This is a genomic window from Psychrobacter sp. DD43, assembly GCF_904846555.1.
Classification (GTDB): Bacteria; Pseudomonadota; Gammaproteobacteria; order Pseudomonadales; family Moraxellaceae; genus Psychrobacter; species Psychrobacter cryohalolentis.
The window spans coordinates 14,372-32,821 of the sequence record NZ_CAJHBE010000020.1 but is presented as its reverse complement, the minus strand read 5'-3'; the positions used below and the strand labels follow the sequence as shown (position 1 = coordinate 32,821).

Sequence of the window (18,450 nt, the reverse complement as noted above, 5' to 3'; positions counted from 1 at the left end):
CTAGTCTGGTTTTATACCTTAAACCATCCATTTATTGAGACCTAGATGAGTTTAAAACCGCCAGAATCCAATCCAAAAGATGAGCCAACGCCGCGCGCTGATACGCACGGCATTGGTCGCTCACGCGCTCAAAACCCTTTTAATGCTTCAGATAATACCAATTCTGACCCCTCTAAATCTACGCCAAGCCATGATGACAAAAAATCGAGCTCATTAATAACGGTTTTGATTGCAGTTGGTGCCAATCTTATTATTGCGATTGCTAAAACAGTAGCGGCGTTTATGACGGGTTCCGCTTCCATGATAGCGGAATCAGCGCATTCTTGGGCAGACGCGGGCAATGGTACACTGTTAATCGTTGCAGAGAAAAAGTCGGTCAAACCTGCTGACAAAAGCCATCCACTCGGCTACGGTAAAGAGTCGTATGTATGGTCGATGATTGCCGCGTTTGGCGTCTTTATGGCAGGTTCAGTAGTGTCTATTTATACTGGCATTACCGAGTGGAATGCAGCTGAAACTGAAACCAACTATACCATCGGTTTTATTATCTTGGCAGTCGCCTTTGTGCTTGAAGGATTTTCTTTAACACAAGCGTATTTGCAAAGTAAAAAACATGGCGAAGCGATTAATGTCAGTGCCATCGGCTATGTGATGGACACCTCTAACCCCACCTTGCGCGGTGTTTTCTTTGAAGATTTGGCGGCAGTCATTGGGTTGGTTGTGGCCGCAGCTGCTATGGCAATGCACGCCTATACAGGCGAACCATTTTGGGATGCGCTTGGGTCCATCATTGTCGGTATATTGCTGGCCGTAGTGGCAGTCTTTTTAATCAGTCGTAATCGTGATTTTTTGGTTGGCTATAGAGTCTCAGAAAAAATGCACGATTATATTTTATCAGAGCTTATCAAGCATCCAGATATTGATAGTGTTTCTTACTTGCATTTGGAGTGGGTAGGTCCCAAAAAAATATTTATGGTCGCGGCGGTCGATATTGCTGGAAATCAACATGAACATGAGATTGCGCACAAATTTGAAAGTATAGAAAATCAGTTTCGCAGTCAGTCATTGTTTCAAGAAGCTATCTTAACTTTATCTGTCCCTAACGCTGAAATCTTACGCTTACCTGATAATGAACATTCATAATCTATAATAAGAATGAGAACATAATATGAAAAGTCCTTTAAAACCGTTAACAAAACATCCTAATCGCCATACACAGATAGTATCACCGTTGCTGGCATTAGTAGTAGTGACTTTAATGTCAGCTACTGCTGTACAAGCCAATGCAGAATTAATCGTACACGGTGATGCCAATCGAATTCAACACTCAGAAACGGTTATAGCAATACCCTATACTGTTAGTAAGATTAATGAATTAGAAAGAGTCAACAGCCCGTTACCGACTGATGTCTCTATCATTAAGCTCATGCAGGTGATGCACATTGATGAGCAAATACAATCTATCGTCGATGGCAAGCAAGCGGCTATCAATGCAATCAATACGCAAACTCAGAATCAACAGGCGACTGATAAACCGTTGAATAAACGTCAACGTGAGCTACAAAATCAGATCCAAAGTGTGTTAGGGCAATATGCTAAAATTATGACCAATGGGATAGGTAATACGGCAGATATTCAAACCTTAACGCAAGCTTATATCAGTGCAGCAAAAACTTACTATACGCAAGCGGAAGTGGATGCCCAAATCAAATTTTACGACACTGCTGTCGGTCAAAATATCTTAGCAAAACAGCCACAAATTACTGCCGCTTTTTTAAAGCAATCTTTACCGCAAGATACCTCAGAGACTGAAAACCAATTAAGTGAGCTGTTACCGCAGATGAAGCAAATTGTGAAAGGTATTTTTTAAAGTGTGTGTTAGAAATATAGTTAAAGTTCCTAAAAGATCTATGCTAGTGCTGGTATAAATGTTTTGCAGCCTCTGTCTGCGTAGCCACAGCAAGCAAGAAAAATTAATACCAGTAATATACGATTCATCGGTATTGATGTTTAATGATTCTAGTCAAAATCGTCAAACATAAAAAAGGTCACCATAGAGGTGACCTTTTTCTATTTAGCAAATAAGTTAATCTTATGTTGAAACGTGCTTATTTTTTAGACGTGTCTTTTTTCGGGGCATTTGCACCGATAAACCAAGCATCTTTATCAACAGTACGACTCACTTCAGTCAATAAGTCAGCGGTATCTTCATCACCAGCATCGCCAGCGGCATCAATCCCTTCACGCAAAGACGCAGCAATGGTCTTATAGCGATTGGTCAGCTCACGAACATGCTGGTCAACGTCAGTGATATCAGTCGGGTAAGTCTCTAAGATAGAGTCCTCAACGACACGTTTAGAGATACCATTGGCTTTGCCGCCAAGGATAACAATGCGCTCAGCGACTGTATCATAAGCTTCTGTTAAGCGTCCATAAGTGTCATCCAATAACTGATGTACACCAATGAAACCAGTACCTTGAAGATTCCAATGACATTGCTTGCTATCCATACTCAAATCAATGAGATTTGCTAGGTTAGCATTCAACAAATCGATCATTTTTTTTGCAGTTGCGTCATCTATTCCACTTGCGTAACGTTCTCTCATATTCTGCTCCATTATTCTATTTTAATAAATCTAAGTTTCTAATTATCAACAGCTCTTTAAATTTTTATTTATTAAGGTGTTGCTGACTGCTTATAAATTCATTATCGATAATAACAGCTTAAATAACAGATGGAACCCCAACATTTAGGCTTTATACAAGGGTCGTGTAATGAGTTTGTTAATCATGAAAACCTTTGTAAATTTAACCGCTAAAATAGACGCTTTGATAACAATCCGTGCACACGCCAGCATATTCAATCGTATTAAAATTTGATTTAATTGACGTTAAGTTAAGAATAGTCATACGCATTTTAAGCCTTATAAATATTTAGTCCTTTGGTCTAATGCCTTTCTCTGCGAATTTATCAAACAGCTGTTGCTGAGTTAAGTTGACTGTGTCATTGGCAAATTCATAATAATCGGGTTTTCTATCAATGAAAATCTGGCTCTCAAAAGTAAGGTTTGGATTCTCTTGAAACAGTCCTAGTGACAGGACATAAGTCTCAGAGCTAAGCTGATGATAATAGAGATTGGTGCCGCATTTATGGCAAAACGCACGCTCCGCCCATGCTGAAGAGGGGTAAATAGTCATTGACTCCTCACCTTTAATATCAGGTTTTGAGTGGCTATGTATCGCCATTAATGGTCCGCTGCCCCAACGACGACACATCGTACAATGGCACGCCTCAAAGGTATTAATATCTTCTAATTCGATGATGACGTTACCGCACAGACAGTGACCTTTCATAACTCGTTCCTTGATTAATGGTCATTGAACTATACCTGAGTTTCTATGCTTTTTATTGAGTGTTTGTGCATCCATTTGTGGGCGTTTTGCGCAATACATGACCTTTAAAAATAAAGGTTTAACCCCATATTGTTATAAACCTAACCTCTTATAATTTTTTATAAATATCAGGAAGACAACCATTATGCGAATGCCTGAACCGCGCTCGTCGCGTCAGTTAAATCAATTGGCCACTCAGCTGCAAGGCGAAGCTGAAATTAGTGGTGTCAACGCGTCTGGGACACAAATATCAAGTCGTGCTTTTGAGATGGTCACCGAGTTTGAGCCAGCAGGCGATCAGCCGCAAGCGATAAAGAAACTGGTTAATGGTATTAATGCTGGCATGGATGAGCAGCTATTACTGGGTGTGACGGGTTCTGGTAAGACCTATACCATGGCAAAGGTCATCTCTGAGACGCAACGTCCAACTATTATCATGGCACATAATAAAACGCTTGCTGCCCAATTATATGGTGAGTTTAAGTCGTTTTTCCCCAATAACGCGGTTGAATACTTTGTTAGTTATTATGACTATTATCAGCCAGAAGCCTATGTCGCAGCGAGCGATACCTTTATCGAAAAAGACAGCGCCATTAATGATCATATTGACCAGATGCGTCTGTCAGCGACGCGAGCACTCTTAGAGCGCCGTGACGCGATTATTGTCGCCTCGGTATCCTGTATCTATGGTTTGGGTGATCCAGAAAGTTATTTAAAAATGCTGCTGCACGTCGTCGTTGGGGACAAAATTGATCGCACTGCTACCATTAAACGTCTTGTTGAAATGCAATATATGCGTAACGAGCTGGACTTTGGGCGTGGTACTTATCGTCTTCGCGGTGAGCTGTTAGATATTTATCCTGCTGAGTCTGAGCAGCTAGCGGTGCGTGTGCACTTGTTTGATAATGAAGTGGAAAAAATCACGTGGTTTGATCCTTTAACAGGGAAGACGGTGCGTACAGTGCCGCGTATTACTATTTATCCAAAATCACATTACGTGACGCCGCGCAATAAATTGGAGGCTGCTAGTCATACCATCCGCGCTGAGCTTGAGCCACGGCTAGAGTATTTCCGTGAAAATAACAAGCTGATAGAAGCGCAACGTCTCAAAGAGCGTACTCAGTATGACCTTGAGATGATTCAACAGCTCGGCTACTGCAACGGTATCGAAAACTATTCACAGCATCTCTCTGGTCGTCCATCAGGGGAAGCACCACCGACTTTGTTTGATTATATTCCAGAAGATGCGTTATTATTTCTTGATGAGTCGCACGTGACTGTGTCGCAGATTGGTGCAATGTATAAAGGTGATAGATCACGTAAAGAGAATCTCGTTAATTATGGCTTTCGACTACCAAGCGCGATGAATAACCGTCCCATGAAGTTTGAAGAGTGGGAGCGTATCAAGCCTAAGACTATTTATGTGAGCGCCACGCCTGCATTGTATGAACTGGAACATAGTGAGCAAGTGGTCGAGCAAGTCGTACGTCCGACTGGTTTGATTGACCCTGAGATTGAGATTCGTCCTGTATTAACGCAGGTCGATGACGTGTTATCAGAGATTACTAAACGCAGAGAAAAAGACGAACGCGTGTTAATCACTACCTTGACCAAGCGTATGTCAGAGGATTTGACCAGCTATCTCAAAGAATACGATGTCAAAGTTGCTTACCTACACTCGGATATCGATACCCTTGAGCGTATGCAGATTATCCATGAGCTGCGTACGGGCGTGCATGATGTGCTGGTCGGTATTAACTTGCTACGTGAAGGGCTTGATATGCCTGAGGTGTCATTGGTTGCGATATTTGATGCGGACAAAGAGGGCTTCTTGCGTTCTGAGCGTGCTTTGATTCAGACCATTGGACGAGCTGCGCGTCATATCAATGGTAAGGCTATCCTTTATGCTGATCGTATTACCAACAGTATGCAAAAAGCGATTGATGAGACCGATCGTCGCCGCGAAAAACAAGTCGCCTTTAACCTTGAGCATAACATCACACCAACAGGTGCGCGCCGTAGTATCACGGATAAAATCGATACAGGTGATGACCATGATGCCAACGATAATCAGATGATTCCAATTAAGAGCAATCTGCCTGATGTCGATATCAGTATCTTACGTAGTCCTGATTTATTGGCTAAAGAAATCAATCGTCTTGAGAAGCTCATGAAGCAGATGTCGCGTGACTTAAAGTTTGAGGATGCCGCGAAAACGCGTGACAAAGTGCTAGAGCTAAAAGCGCATTTATTGTAAAGAGTAACGCTACTAAGTTTAAAATAGTAATAAAAAGGTGAGTTGCCAACAGTGCAGCTCACCTTTTTTATGGTCTTCTTATAACTAAAATAACCTCGCTTTTGCCCGAGGTTATTAATAACCAATAATTGGTAATGACAAAACTTGTGTTTATACCAAATGCCAATTAATATGATATCAATGAGCAATATGAACTTATAACAACGGACGTTGAGGCACATAATCCATCATGCAAAATAATAAATGCTTAGAATTAAATGCGAATGAAAACTCACTAGGCATGTCAGCTTCTGCCAAACAAGCCATTACAGACTCTTTAGGTGCAGGCTTCCGTTATCCAGATAATCCACGTGCGGCACTCATTAGCAAAATTGCCACCATCCATGGCGTGGCAGAAAACCAAATCTCATTAGGCAATGGCTCGACTGAAAATATTCGAGCTACCTTACAAATGCTGCAATATAAAGCTCTAAAAGAGGGCAGGCAGTTTCAAATGGTGATCCCTGTTCCCACTTTTGATTGTGCAGAGATGTATGCAAATGCCATTGGCGTGCCCGTCGTCAAGATACCGTTAACCGCTGAAAACTATGATTATAATTTTGACGAACTACAAAAAGCAGCTGACGATTTTGATGGCATCAGCCTACTTTACATTTGCAATCCAAACAACCCAACTGGCATCATTACCTCAACGGAAAAACTTAAAGCTTGGATAAGTAAGGCGCCAGACAACCATTACTTTTTATTAGATCAAGCTTACTTGGAGTACGTGTCAGACCCAAGTTTTGAGAGTGGAATTGAATGGGTAAAACAAGGGTTATCAGACAAGCTTATTGTCATTCATACTTTCTCAAAGTTATGTGCTTTAGCCGGTATGCGAGTGGGCTACGCGATTTCTAACCCGCAAGCTATTGAGACTGTCGAGGCGTTTATGTCTATGGATAACACCAACTTGTCAGGTGCGGTTGCTGCTATTGCGACGTTAAATGATGCAGAGTTTTTAGCGCTAAGTTTGCGCAATACCAATCAGTCGCGTCAGATGATTGAAACAGTCTTAGACGATCTGGGACTGCGTTATTTACCTTCACAGACCAACTTTATTTTTCATGAAATAAAAGGTGATTTAAAAACATATATCGACAGAATGCGAGACCATGGCATCAAGGTTGGTCGCGAGTTCCCACCTGTTATAGGCTTCAACCGCTTGACACTTGGTACGCCCGATGAGATGGCAGCATTTATCAAAGTATTAAAGTTATTTCGTGAAAAGGACTGGGTATGAGTGAGATAAATCATATGTCTTAACCAACCTCAAACGCAGTTTTACATATCCCACCTTAAAAAACATCACTTTATCTTATAAGATTGGTCAGTTAAGCACACTCTTTTAGATTGCTAGCTTTCAAGTTGCTAGATAAATTTAAGTCGCTGGATAAACGCTGAGCGATAGCTAAAGTTAAGTGTGCTAACGTCAATTATAATTATAATTATAAGGTTAAAGATATATTCATGTTTGATATCAAATCATTTTTTAAACGAGAAGTAGAAAAAAAACTCATCAATTTAGACGATTATATTTTTATGCCTGAGCGTGTAGAGATGGCGCTAGAAGGCGGATTATTAAATTGTGTACTCAATAGTGATGGTCGAGTGGATGTTTTTTATACCAAGGACGGCGTGACAGAAGTAAGTTCCGCATCACGTAAGCATCCGTTTACTGCGTTTGAGACCGAGCTATATCATGGGGTTTATGATGATATTATTCATGATTTGGCTAAAGAGGTGAGTAAGATACTTGAGCGTCGGTCAAAATATTTTCGCCAGAACAAGACATTGCATCCTACAGCGTCTCTAATGTCTCAGTCACATTAAAACAAGTAAGCTATAAGGTGATTTGAACTATTGTAGGTTTAGAAAAAATATAAGTAATCGGTAAGAAAAAGGGTGCGTTATATTTAAATGACGCGCCCTTTTTCTTACCTTGTATTTTGGTGTCAGCTTGAAACAGTTATTACTGATGCTTAGTTTTTCATACCAACTGATTTATCTTTGGCAGCTAACGCAGATGATTTAGTAATAGGAATAGATTGTGCGCCCTCAACTAAATGATTGGTCTTGGTTTATGTGACCAAGCCTTTGGCAAAACGAGTACTGTCGTCACGTATTTTTAAAGTATTGGTAAAATACCATTCACACTGAAAAGCTTGTTCATTGATATCAAAAGGGCGTTCTGCGGTTGATGATGGATCGCGATCTATTGTTGATAATCTATACGAATAGGCTGGGTTAAGCAATCGCCAACCCAGCCTAATCATTTATAATGACTGATATTATTAATAAACTATTTATTTAACGATGCTGGAATAACAGCTCTGCAATGATTTTGCAACGACTCTAGCCACTAATTGCACACGATATTGTGGGTCTATGGCTGCATTACCCAATTCAACGATGCTGACTTGTTGCGGTGCTTGCTCACTAACGCAACCACAAACTCTACCTTTTACCGCTTCTTCTTGCGCTTCAGTCATAGCGACACTGGCAATACGCCACGCGTTTTGCTGTTCGATCTGACTGCGACATTGATTGTCGATAGCTGCTTTAAAAACGCTCATACCGATCTCGTTTGCAGTACCCATTGCTGTTCCTGCATTGGTATTGCCGCCCGTTGAGGCACAGCCCGCTAGTGCAAATGTTGCTAGTAATGCTGTTGATGCGAATAATTTTTTCATCAAATTTCCTTTCAGGTTGATCAGTATTATGAGGGGATATTCTTAAAGTTTTATATCGTGCTGAGCAGATGTACCAAAACCTATAAACTGCTTTTTACTGCCTATACCTTGTGATATTTGCATGATATACATCAGCACAAATAAAAAGTCATCTTACTAGAACTCAATATTGATGACAAAGGAAATATAAACGTGCTATCAGAATATCTCTTAACAATTGTTTTTTATACCAAATTATGTCGTACAAAAAATGATGATAAATATTATAGGAGTAGTTCATCTTTATGGACTTAAAGGTTTACAAGGCGGTTAAAGTTTGTTTAAATAACTTACAATATGAAACTTAGTATCGCTTAGCGAAACAAGAAAGCGGTATTTAGTGAATAATAGCGCTTAACTTTCAATAAATCTCGATTTATAGTCAGGATAAGGGTTAGTGAGAAAAACAATATAGCAATATAAAGTCTCTCATGTTTTAATTAGATAGACTGTTTTTTTATGGCGCGCTCATAGTAACAGAGTGAGTAAAAAGCCATTTAAAGTAGCACGTTGCTAGTGTGACAGATATGGATAGTACCATCATATCTGAGTCATACTTTTTTAAGTCCATTTGCTTTATTTTATCAAGGAAGAAAATAATGAAGTCCATTTATAAACTGCCTTTACTTGCGGCAATGATTGCAGCCAGTATGACAATGGTTGCCTGTTCAGACAAAGCGGCTACTGATAGCGCAGCTACTGACGGTGCTACTGCTGATACCACCACAGATACCGCTGCCACAGCAAATGACAAGCTTGAAACCAAATTTGTTACCATTGCTACAGGTGGCGCTTCAGGTCCTTACAATATTATTGGAACGTCTTTAGCAGAGATTTATGCCAAGACTTTTGGCGTTAATGCTAAGACCCAAACGACAGGGGCGTCAGTAGAAAACGTCAACCTATTGACCCAAGGTAAAGTAGATATGGTACTGGCACTTAGTGATGTTGTCACTGATGCAGTCGAAGGTAAAAATGACTTTAAGGCACCTATCGCCAATATTCAGCAAATTGCTGTTCTGTATCCGAACGTCATTCAGCTGGTTGCTTCAGAGAAATCTGGCATCAAAAACATTGAAGATTTAAAAGGCAAACGTATTGCGGTTGGCGATCAAGGCTCGGGTACAGAGGTTAATGCTCGCACACTGTTAGAAGGTTTTGGTATTACCTATGATGATGTCAAGGTAGATTATTTAGGCTTTGCAGATGCTGCAGATGCGATGAAAGCTGGCAAAATTGAAGCGGCATTTTTTAGTAGTGGCTTACCAAACTCTTCGCTTTTAGAGCTAGAGCAGGGCATTAAGTTGCAGTTGGTGACCATCAATCAAGATAAGCTCAAAAAAATTATTGAGACCAAGCCTTACTTTAAGACTTTTGAGATTCCTGCCGGTACCTATGGTAATGCTGCTGCTATTCCAACCACAGCCGTCATGAATGCTTTATTGGTACGCTCTGATATCTCTGAAGAAGATGGCTATAAGCTAACTAAAGCATTGTTTGAAAACTTGGATGGGCTAAAGAATGCTCACCAAGCGGCGAGCGATATCAGTTTAGAGACGGCTCAAGTCGGTATGGTTGCTCCTATTCATCCTGGTGCCAAAAAATACTATGATGAGAAAGCAGCTAAATAAACAAGTATGGTGGTTTGCTGGCGTAGCATCTATTGCTGCGCTGGTTTTATTTATAATATGGGCGATTTTCAGCCGCCAAACTGTCATTGAAGTACGGGTAGCGAGCGTTACTGGTAACAATAACAATAGTGCCAGCCTAGTCTGCTATTTTGTTGAGCCCAATTTTCAATTGCGCTGGATTCACTCGGTAGAAAAGCAGTGGTGGGAGGAGCAGTACCTTCGTGAAGAAGAGGGCTTACTATTAACCACTACCTACTTTCAAGCGTTTGGTGCTGGTACGCCGTCTACTGAAAATGTCGCTCCTATACAAAAAGAGGGCTATGTCGGGTATCAAATCAACCAAAGGTTTCCCCATCTCAATTGGGTTGTATCAAGACTGACAAAAGGTGAGATTGACTATGCCAGTCAGCGCATTCTTATTCATCAACTGGTACCAGATTATTCAGAAGTAACTATCATGCCCAAGGCATATAGTCCAATCGATAGATTCAATAAGGATTTTTGTCATGAACTCCCAAGTGATGGATCACAGTAGCGATAAGCCTCACTCTAGTGATGATGCTAAGTTGGCAAATCAGCCAAATGCGCCTGAAGATACTGAGAATTACGATGACGTTGATCCTAGTGTCACACAGGCAATATTAGAAAAATACGATCGAGAATCTATTACGCGTCATATCACCCAAGGTCCAGTGAAGTATATTATCGCTGCGATCTGTATTTTCTACTCCATTTTTCATTTATACATTACCTTTAATCCAATGCCATCGTTACTACAGCGCTCTGTGCATGTGGGCGTTGGCTTCGCTTTGATTTTTTTGATTTTCCCTGCCAGTAAAAAAAGCAGCCGTAAGAAAGTGGCATGGTATGACTGGATTTGGTTTATCTTTTCCTTATCTGGGATGACGTATCTCATTTATGAGTATCAAGATATTGTCACCAGTCGCGGCGGTATGGCAAATTCGGTCGATGTGATCTTTTCTATTATTACGGTCATCTGCGTCCTTGAAGGCAGTCGGCGTATTACTGGCTGGATCTTGCCCATATTAGCCTCTATATTTTTGCTATATCCTTTTATCAGTCATTTGGACTTTATGCCGGATAGGCTGCTCACACGCCCTTATGATCTGGGCGATATTTTTGGTCAATTATTCTTAAAGACAGAAGGCTTATATTCGGTTGCAATCGGCGCATCAGTCACTTTTATCTTCTTATTCATTCTATTTGGGGCATTTTTAGCGCGCTCTGGAATGGGTCAGCTGTTTAATGATTTGGCATTGGCGCTAGCAGGCGATAAAAAAGGCGGACCTGCTAAAGTTGCTGTGATCTCCAGTGGGTTTATGGGTAGTATCAATGGTTCAGCTTTATCGAACGTAGTTAGTACAGGCGCGTTTACCATCCCATTGATGAAAAAGGTTGGTTATCATAAAGACTTTGCAGGAGCTGTAGAGGCGAGTGCGTCGGTCGGTGGTCAAATATTGCCACCTATTATGGGTGCCAGTGCTTTTATTATGGCGGAGACGACAGGTCTACCGTATAGCACTATTGCTTTGGCTGCGCTATTACCTGCTATTCTCTATTATCTAGGCGTTATCGCACAGGTACATTTTCGTGCCGGTCGCCGTGACTTAAAAGGCATGGCAAAAGAGAGTCTGCCGCAGGTAAAAGAGGTATTAAAAGCACGCGGTCATATGTTGTTGCCGATTGTATTTCTGATTTATTTACTAATACAAAATGTTCCTGTAGGTTATGCCGCGGCTTATACCATTGGCTTTACTGTTGTCATCAGTATGCTACGCAAAGAAACCCGCATGGGCTTTAAAGATATTTTAGGCGCTCTAGAAGATGGCGCACGCCAATCATTAGCAGTGATGGCAGCTTGTGCGGTTGTAGGTATCATCATTGGGGTCGTTAGTTTGACCAGCTTTGGTACAGTAATGACCTCTTCAATTGTTACTTTGGGTGCAGGGTCTTTATTGCTTACTTTGATTTTGACCATGCTGGCGTCTATGGTCTTGGGTATGGGATTGCCTTCTATCCCTGCTTATATCATTACCGCAACCATGGCAGCGCCTGCTCTAGCAGGATTTGATATTCCTATTTTGTCAGCGCACATGTTTGTTTTCTATTTTGGTGTGTTTGCAAATATTACCCCGCCCGTCTGTCTGGCAGCTTTTGCTGGTGCTGGTATCTCTGGCGGCGATCCGATGAAAACAGGGTATTTATCATTAAAGTTAGCGTTAGCAGGTTTTATCGTCCCCTTTATGTTTATTTATAATCCTGCGATGTTGATGATTGACCCAACAGATCTTGCGGTCACGGCGAAAGAATTTCCATTGCCGCCGGTCATCGATATTATTATTGCTGTTGTGACATCAGTCATTGGTGTGATTGGACTTAGTGCCGCGTTAGAGGGTTATTTTAAAAGTGATATGAATCTCGCTACGCGCTTAATATTAGCATTAGGCGCATTGCTGCTGATTTATCCTGGGCTGATCACAGGTGCAATAGGTGGCGTAATAGTACTAGGTATTGCGGCGTTCAATATAAAAGGTAGTAAGGCGCCAACCGCTTTAAGTGTTTAACATTGAAGCACTGCTACTTCAAGTGAGACAGAAAAGTTAGAAGCATATAGCGAATTCAGTATTAAAGCGATACAGTAGGACTGGGATGAATTTTACGCAGCCTCTGTCGGCGTAGGCACAGCACGCCAGAAAAATTTATACCAGTACTACGTTGGAACATAACGTATCTGTTTTATTTAGAATTTACTATAGAAAAGGGCGAATAGCAGCTATCTGCTATTCGCCCTTTTTATATTTTAAGACCCGTCATTTTACGTTGATATAGTGACGACTCTCACTTAACAGCCAAGTTTCCCTTCTGCTGCTAATGCTTTTTTGCTACGGATAGGTGCAGGGCAATCTTCACCATAGTACTGACGATCAGCAAAATAGCTTGAGCGCACCATAGGACCTGCCCAAATATTAAAGAAGCCAATCTTTTTGCCATAGTCCATATAACGCTGGAATTCATCTGGATGCACATAGCGATCGACTGGCGCATGGTCTTTACTAGGTTGTAAATACTGACCAACGGTAATCATATCGACGTTATGCGCCTTTAGATCATCAAGCAGCTTATAGATTTCTTCTTCAGTTTCACCAAGTCCAACCATAAAGCCGCATTTGGTCGCAATATCAGGGCGACGTTCTTTATAAATCTTTAGCAAGTCTAATGAATGCTGATAATCTGAACCTGGACGGAAAGCTTTATATAAACGAGGCACGGTTTCTATATTGTGGTTAAAAACATCAGGCGCCGTTTCAGTCAATAAGTCCAATGCAATATCCATACGACCACGGAAATCTGGTACCAAAATCTCGATCAAGCAATTTGGACTCAGCGCACGCGATTCATTCAATACTTCAACGAAATGCATCGCGCCGCCATCTTTTAAATCATCACGGTCAACCGAGGTAATGACGGCATATTTAAGACCTAAACCTTGGATGGTCTCGGCAGTATGACGCGGCTCATCTTTATCAAGCTCATTTGGACGACCATGTCCGACATCACAGAACGGGCATCGACGTGTACAGATATCACCCATAATCATAAAGGTGGCGGTACCATCGGCAAAGCACTGTGGAAGGTTAGGGCAGGCAGCTTCTTCACAAACGGTATAGAGTTTCTGTTCACGTAAGGTGGATTTGATACGTGCGACTTCCGCAGGTGAAGACAGTTTTACCCGAATCCAATCTGGCTTTTTCTTAGCCTCGACAGTCGGGATAATTTTAATTGGGATACGAGCAACTTTATCGTAGCCACGGAGTTTTTCGCCTTGGATGGCTTTTTTGGGTTTTGCGCGGGCAGCAGGCGTGTGCGTTTGTACGGCGTTTGTCATAATCGAATGTTCTCTTAACCCTTGATAGAACAAGGGTTTATGGAATTATTAGAATGCTTTATGAATAGAGCTATTATAGCAGATATTTGGTCAAGGTTTTTTAGGCAATCGCATGAAATGCAGTTTATCAAGGCTACTATAAATAAGCGATTTAGCATAGTTTCATTTATTGATATCAATGTTCATGTCATTTAGTACGTCTATGGCAGCGCGAAACGCTTCTTGAGTGGCAGGTGCGCCGCAATAAGGCAGGCTGTGCATCAAGACTTCTCGAATCTCAGCGACAGTGGCGCCATTATTGATGGCACCTCGGATATGTCCCTTTAGCTCAGCGGGACTTTTTTGTGCAATCAAAAAACCAATCGTGATAAGCGAGCGATATTTGCGCGGTAGTACCGAGTCATCTTGCCATGTACTGCCCCAAGCGTGCTCAATAATCCAATCTTGTAATGGCTGAGTAAATGGCGTTGCTGATTCAAGTGAGCGTTTGACATGTGCTGCACCCATCACCTCGGTACGAACTTTTAGACCGTTTTCATAATTGGCGTTTTGACTGGTGCCTTGATTGGCATTGTGACTCATACTGTGAGTAGTATTGCGATCTTCATTTTCTTTATTAGCCATTGTCATCCTTGATTTTATGATTAAATCCTTTGCATTTAATCGGTATATTCTTATCAAACATTATAACAGTCGAGTAGGTTTTATTTAACCGTTAATCGAGATATAGTTGATTCCATTTAACAATAACAACGTATAACAATAACGAGATACTAAGACAGTAGCGGTATATCTTTTTAAGTGAATAGATAGTTGCAACCGCAATTTACTACCAATATATTGTGAATGTTAAAAAACACAATAAGCCCTCAGTTTGAAAAATTTAGAATTTATGATATAGGCACCATTAGTCATATTATTTATGGCACTATTTATATAATAAATGTTCAATATGCCCCCTTTATGACCGCTTTATGAGCCTTTTAAAGGCTGAGCCATTAACATTTAGGGCGTTTTAAGCTATGATTGCACGGATAATTATTCCATCTAGTATATAGACGCAGGCGGTCATGCTGACTACCCACGTAATGTGCTAATACTCCCAACTGACGAGGACGACTATTGTGTTAGAAGCTTATCGTAAACATGTCGAAGAACGTGCTGAGCTAGGAACGGTTCCGCTACCACTGAACGAAAAACAAGTAGCAGAGTTGGTTGAACTACTAAAGAATCCACCAGCGGGCGAAGATGCGTTCTTGATGGACTTGCTTGAAAATCGTATTCCTGCCGGTGTTGACCAAGCTGCTTACGTTAAAGCGGCATTTTTGGCAGCGATCCTTAAGGGTGAAGCGACCTCTTCACTAGTAAGTAAGAAAAAAGCGGTTCAAATCTTGGGTACGATGCAAGGTGGTTACAACGTACAACCTTTGGTTGCTGCTCTTGATGATGCGGAAGTCGCCCAAGAAGCTGCCGATGCGTTGAAAAAAACCTTGCTAGTATTTGACGCATTCAATGATGTGACCGAAAAAGCAGAAGCGGGCAATACTATTGCTAAAGAAGTCGTTCAATCTTGGGCTGACGCTGAGTGGTTCTTGAGCCGTGACGCTGTACCAGCAAAGACGACTTACACGACATTTAAAATCACTGGCGAAACCAATACCGATGATTTGTCTCCTGCACAAGATGCGTGGAGCCGTCCTGATATCCCATTACATTCATTAGCGATGCATAAAAACTCTCGTGACGGCATTACTGCTGACGAAGAGGGCGTTATCGGTCCGATGAAACAGATCGAAGCGTTAAAAGAAAAAGGTCATCCATTAGCCTATGTTGGCGACGTGGTAGGTACGGGTTCTAGCCGTAAATCTGCGACCAATTCAGTACTATGGTTGATGGGTGATGATATCCCTAACGTGCCAAACAAACGTGGCGGTGGTCTAGTACTAGGTAACAATATCGCACCTATCTTCTTTAATACTATGGAAGATTCTGGCGCATTACCAATCGAAAAAGTAGCCGTTGATAACCTAAACATGGGTGATGTCTTTGATATCTATCCATATGATGGCAAAATCACTAAGCATGATTCTGATGAAGTACTGTCAACCTTTAAGCTAAACTCGCCAACTTTGCTTGATGAAGTTCGTGCTGGTGGTCGTATTCCGTTAATCGTTGGTCGTGGTCTGACCAATCGTGCTCGTGAATATATGGGTCTTGGTCATTCAGACGTATTTGCTAAGCCAGAAGAGCCAGTTGATACCGGCAAAGGCTTTACCTTAGCGCAAAAAATGGTTGGTAAAGCTTGTGGCCTGCCAGGTGTTCGTCCTGGTATGTACTGTGAACCAAAAATCACTACGGTCGGTAGTCAAGATACCACTGGTCCGATGACTCGTGATGAGTTAAAAGACTTAGCCTGCCTAGGTTTCCAAGCAGATTTGGTGATGCAGTCATTCTGTCATACGGCTGCTTATCCAAAGCCAGTTGACATCGAAACTCAGCATACACTACCTGACTTTATTATGAACCGTGGCGGCGTGAGCTTACGTCCAGGTGATGGTATTATTCACTCGTGGTTGAACCGTATGCTACTTCCGGATACCGTTGGTACTGGTGGTGACTCGCATACGCGTTTCCCAATCGGTATCTCATTCCCAGCCGGTTCTGGTCTAGTCGCCTTTGCTGCTGCTACTGGTGTTATGCCACTTGATATGCCTGAATCTGTCCGTGTCCGTTTCATTGGTGAGCGTCAAGCTGGTATCACCTTACGTGACTTGGTCCATGCAATTCCTTATCAAGCGATTAAAGAAGGTCTGTTAACCGTTGATAAGAAAGGTAAAATCAACGAGTTTAACGGTCGTATTCTTGAAATCGAAGGTTTAGAAGACTTAACCGCTGAGCAAGCGTTTGAATTGTCTGATGCTTCAGCTGAGCGTAGTGCTGCTGGTTGTACGATTACTCTATCTGAAAAGTCAGTTGCCGAGTATCTAACGTCGAACATCACATTATTAAAATGGATGATCTCAGAAGGTTACGGCGATGCACGTACGATTAGCCGTCGTATCGAAGGTATGCAAGAGTGGTTGGCTAATCCAAGCCTGATGCGTGCTGATGAAGATGCAGAATATACCATCGATATGGTTATCGATATGTCTGAAATCAAAGAGCCGATTCTTTGCTGCCCGAACGATCCAGATGATGCAAAAACATTGGCTGATGTCGCTGGTGACACCATTGATGAAGTATTCATTGGTTCATGTATGACTAACATCGGTCATTTCCGCGCTGCTGGTAAATTGCTAAAAGATGTCCCAGCAGGTAGCTTGCAAACACGTCTATGGATTGCGCCACCAACCAAAATGGATGCGCGTCAATTGATGGAAGAAGGTTACTATAATATCTATGCACAAGCCGGCGCTCGTACAGAGATGCCAGGTTGTTCATTATGTATGGGTAACCAAGCACGTATTGCACCGAATTCTACTGCCGTTTCGACTTCTACCCGTAACTTCCCAAACCGTTTAGGTCAAGGTGCTAACGTATATCTAGCATCAGCTGAATTGGCTTCTGTTGCTGCGGTACTTGGTAAATTACCAACCAATGAAGAGTATCAGCAGTACGCTGGCATGCTTGATAGCATGGGCGAAGAAGTGTATCAATACATGAACTTCGACCGTATGGAAGACTATACTGAAGAAGCTGATAAGATTAACGTTGCTCAGTTGAGCTAATTTTGGTCAAATCTTAAATGCTTTGAAGTTTTCAAAAACCCCGTATCGTCATGATGCGGGGTTTTTTGCTGTGAGCAATGGCTGGTTTCTCTTATTATCTTATGTATAATATGGGAGCAGGCGGAAACCGTGGCTCTGTATGTTATTTATCCTTTTCTATCTCGGGACGGACCGATACTTTGATAGGCACTTTTTTGTTTACGCTCAAGTGCTTTGGAGTTTTGGTTGATTACTTTATCCCCACTCAAACGTCGCATCGTCTATGTGACTGTCTTTGAAATCATTGCTATCATTTCATCTACCTTGGTTCTTATGCTGTTGAGTAACAGCAGCGCCGCAGAATCTCTACCAGTTGCCGTGATGGTCTCATTGGCAGCGGTGATTTGGAATTTTATTTACAATACGGCATTTGAAAACTGGGAACGTCGTAAGCAGGTGCCGCAGCGCACGTTATTGGTACGTAGTGCCCATGCGATAGGTTTTGAAGGCGGCTTGGTTTTGATTTGCCTGCCGGTGTATATGATTTGGTACGATGTTGGTTTTATCAAAGCCTTTATGATGGAAGCCGTGCTACTGCTGTTTTTCTTGATTTATACTTTTTTCTTTACCTTGGGTTTTGACAAAATATTTACCTTACCACATCACTATAAAAGTGCTTCTGCTTCTTGATAAGTATAGTCAGTCCTAAATAAAAGAAGTACAAATATTATCAATCACTACTGGGGTTAATTTTTCTTGCTTGCTGTGCCTACGCAGACAGAGG

Annotated in this window: 15 protein-coding genes; 10 read left to right on the top strand and 5 right to left on the bottom strand. The window is 41.7% G+C overall.

The genetic code is table 11. From position 1 onward, the window contains the following. Nucleotides 1-45 precede the first annotated feature (45 nt). Nucleotides 46-1,143, top strand: a complete 1,098-nt coding sequence (locus tag JMX89_RS10565; RefSeq protein ID WP_201532400.1) for a cation diffusion facilitator family transporter — start codon at nt 46-48, stop codon at nt 1,141-1,143. 25 nt (nt 1,144-1,168) lie between these two features. Further along, nucleotides 1,169-1,870 carry a DUF2059 domain-containing protein gene (locus JMX89_RS10560; protein WP_201532401.1) on the top strand — a complete coding sequence of 234 codons (702 nt, stop codon included), beginning with the start codon at nt 1,169-1,171 and terminating at the stop codon, nt 1,868-1,870. A 238-nt stretch (nt 1,871-2,108) separates the two neighbouring features. Here the strand turns inward: JMX89_RS10560 and dps are convergent, their stop codons facing one another. Both dps and JMX89_RS10550 read right to left on the bottom strand, forming a co-directional pair. Next, the gene (dps, locus tag JMX89_RS10555) at nt 2,109-2,606 is read right to left on the bottom strand and encodes a DNA starvation/stationary phase protection protein Dps (RefSeq protein WP_133105181.1); all 498 of its coding nucleotides are present in this window, start codon (nt 2,604-2,606) and stop codon (nt 2,109-2,111) included. Between the two features lie 328 nt (nt 2,607-2,934). Next, a complete protein-coding gene (locus JMX89_RS10550; RefSeq protein WP_201532402.1) occupies nt 2,935-3,354 on the bottom strand; it encodes a GFA family protein in 420 nt (139 codons plus the stop codon). 184 nt (nt 3,355-3,538) lie between these two features. Between JMX89_RS10550 and uvrB the strand changes: the two genes are divergently transcribed. From uvrB to JMX89_RS10535, 3 genes are all read left to right on the top strand, one after another. Continuing rightward, on the top strand, nt 3,539-5,650 hold the full coding sequence (uvrB, locus tag JMX89_RS10545) for an excinuclease ABC subunit UvrB (RefSeq protein ID WP_201532403.1): 2,112 nt from the start codon (nt 3,539-3,541) through the stop codon (nt 5,648-5,650). Nucleotides 5,651-5,879: 229 nt separating this feature from the next. Then, nucleotides 5,880-6,932 carry a pyridoxal phosphate-dependent aminotransferase gene (locus tag JMX89_RS10540; protein ID WP_201551516.1) on the top strand — a complete coding sequence of 351 codons (1,053 nt, stop codon included), beginning with the start codon at nt 5,880-5,882 and terminating at the stop codon, nt 6,930-6,932. A 227-nt stretch (nt 6,933-7,159) separates the two neighbouring features. Beyond that, nucleotides 7,160-7,522: a hypothetical protein gene (locus JMX89_RS10535; protein ID WP_201551514.1), complete on the top strand. Its 363-nt coding sequence runs from the start codon at nt 7,160-7,162 to the stop codon at nt 7,520-7,522. 473 nt (nt 7,523-7,995) lie between these two features. On the opposite strand, the gene JMX89_RS10530 is transcribed toward JMX89_RS10535, so the two are convergent. Then, nucleotides 7,996-8,382: a hypothetical protein gene (locus JMX89_RS10530; RefSeq protein WP_011513090.1), complete on the bottom strand. Its 387-nt coding sequence runs from the start codon at nt 8,380-8,382 to the stop codon at nt 7,996-7,998. A 638-nt stretch (nt 8,383-9,020) separates the two neighbouring features. On the opposite strand from JMX89_RS10530, the gene JMX89_RS10525 reads away from it, so the two are divergent. The 3 genes from JMX89_RS10525 to JMX89_RS10515 are packed head-to-tail and all read left to right on the top strand — an operon-like array spanning nt 9,021 to nt 12,637. After that, on the top strand, nt 9,021-10,052 hold the full coding sequence (locus JMX89_RS10525) for a TAXI family TRAP transporter solute-binding subunit (RefSeq protein WP_201551512.1): 1,032 nt from the start codon (nt 9,021-9,023) through the stop codon (nt 10,050-10,052). Then, nucleotides 10,030-10,587: a DUF1850 domain-containing protein gene (locus JMX89_RS10520; protein WP_201551510.1), complete on the top strand. Its 558-nt coding sequence runs from the start codon at nt 10,030-10,032 to the stop codon at nt 10,585-10,587. The genes JMX89_RS10525 and JMX89_RS10520 overlap by 23 nt, the downstream gene beginning before the upstream one ends. Then, the gene (locus JMX89_RS10515) at nt 10,559-12,637 is read left to right on the top strand and encodes a TRAP transporter permease (RefSeq protein ID WP_201551508.1); all 2,079 of its coding nucleotides are present in this window, start codon (nt 10,559-10,561) and stop codon (nt 12,635-12,637) included. Before JMX89_RS10520 ends, JMX89_RS10515 begins: the two co-directional genes overlap by 29 nt. 278 nt (nt 12,638-12,915) lie before the next feature. On the opposite strand, the gene lipA is transcribed toward JMX89_RS10515, so the two are convergent. Beyond that, on the bottom strand, nt 12,916-13,959 hold the full coding sequence (gene lipA / locus JMX89_RS10510) for a lipoyl synthase (RefSeq protein WP_011513094.1): 1,044 nt from the start codon (nt 13,957-13,959) through the stop codon (nt 12,916-12,918). A gap of 162 nt (nt 13,960-14,121) precedes the next feature. Then, on the bottom strand, nt 14,122-14,541 hold the full coding sequence (locus JMX89_RS10505) for a carboxymuconolactone decarboxylase family protein (protein WP_049751826.1): 420 nt from the start codon (nt 14,539-14,541) through the stop codon (nt 14,122-14,124). A 542-nt stretch (nt 14,542-15,083) separates the two neighbouring features. On the opposite strand from JMX89_RS10505, the gene acnB reads away from it, so the two are divergent. Next, complete coding sequence (acnB, locus tag JMX89_RS10500; protein ID WP_149410045.1) at nt 15,084-17,687, top strand: bifunctional aconitate hydratase 2/2-methylisocitrate dehydratase; 2,604 nt, start codon at nt 15,084-15,086, stop codon at nt 17,685-17,687. 225 nt (nt 17,688-17,912) lie between these two features. Further along, nucleotides 17,913-18,356: a PACE efflux transporter gene (locus tag JMX89_RS10495; RefSeq protein WP_201532409.1), complete on the top strand. Its 444-nt coding sequence runs from the start codon at nt 17,913-17,915 to the stop codon at nt 18,354-18,356. Nucleotides 18,357-18,450 lie beyond the last annotated feature (94 nt).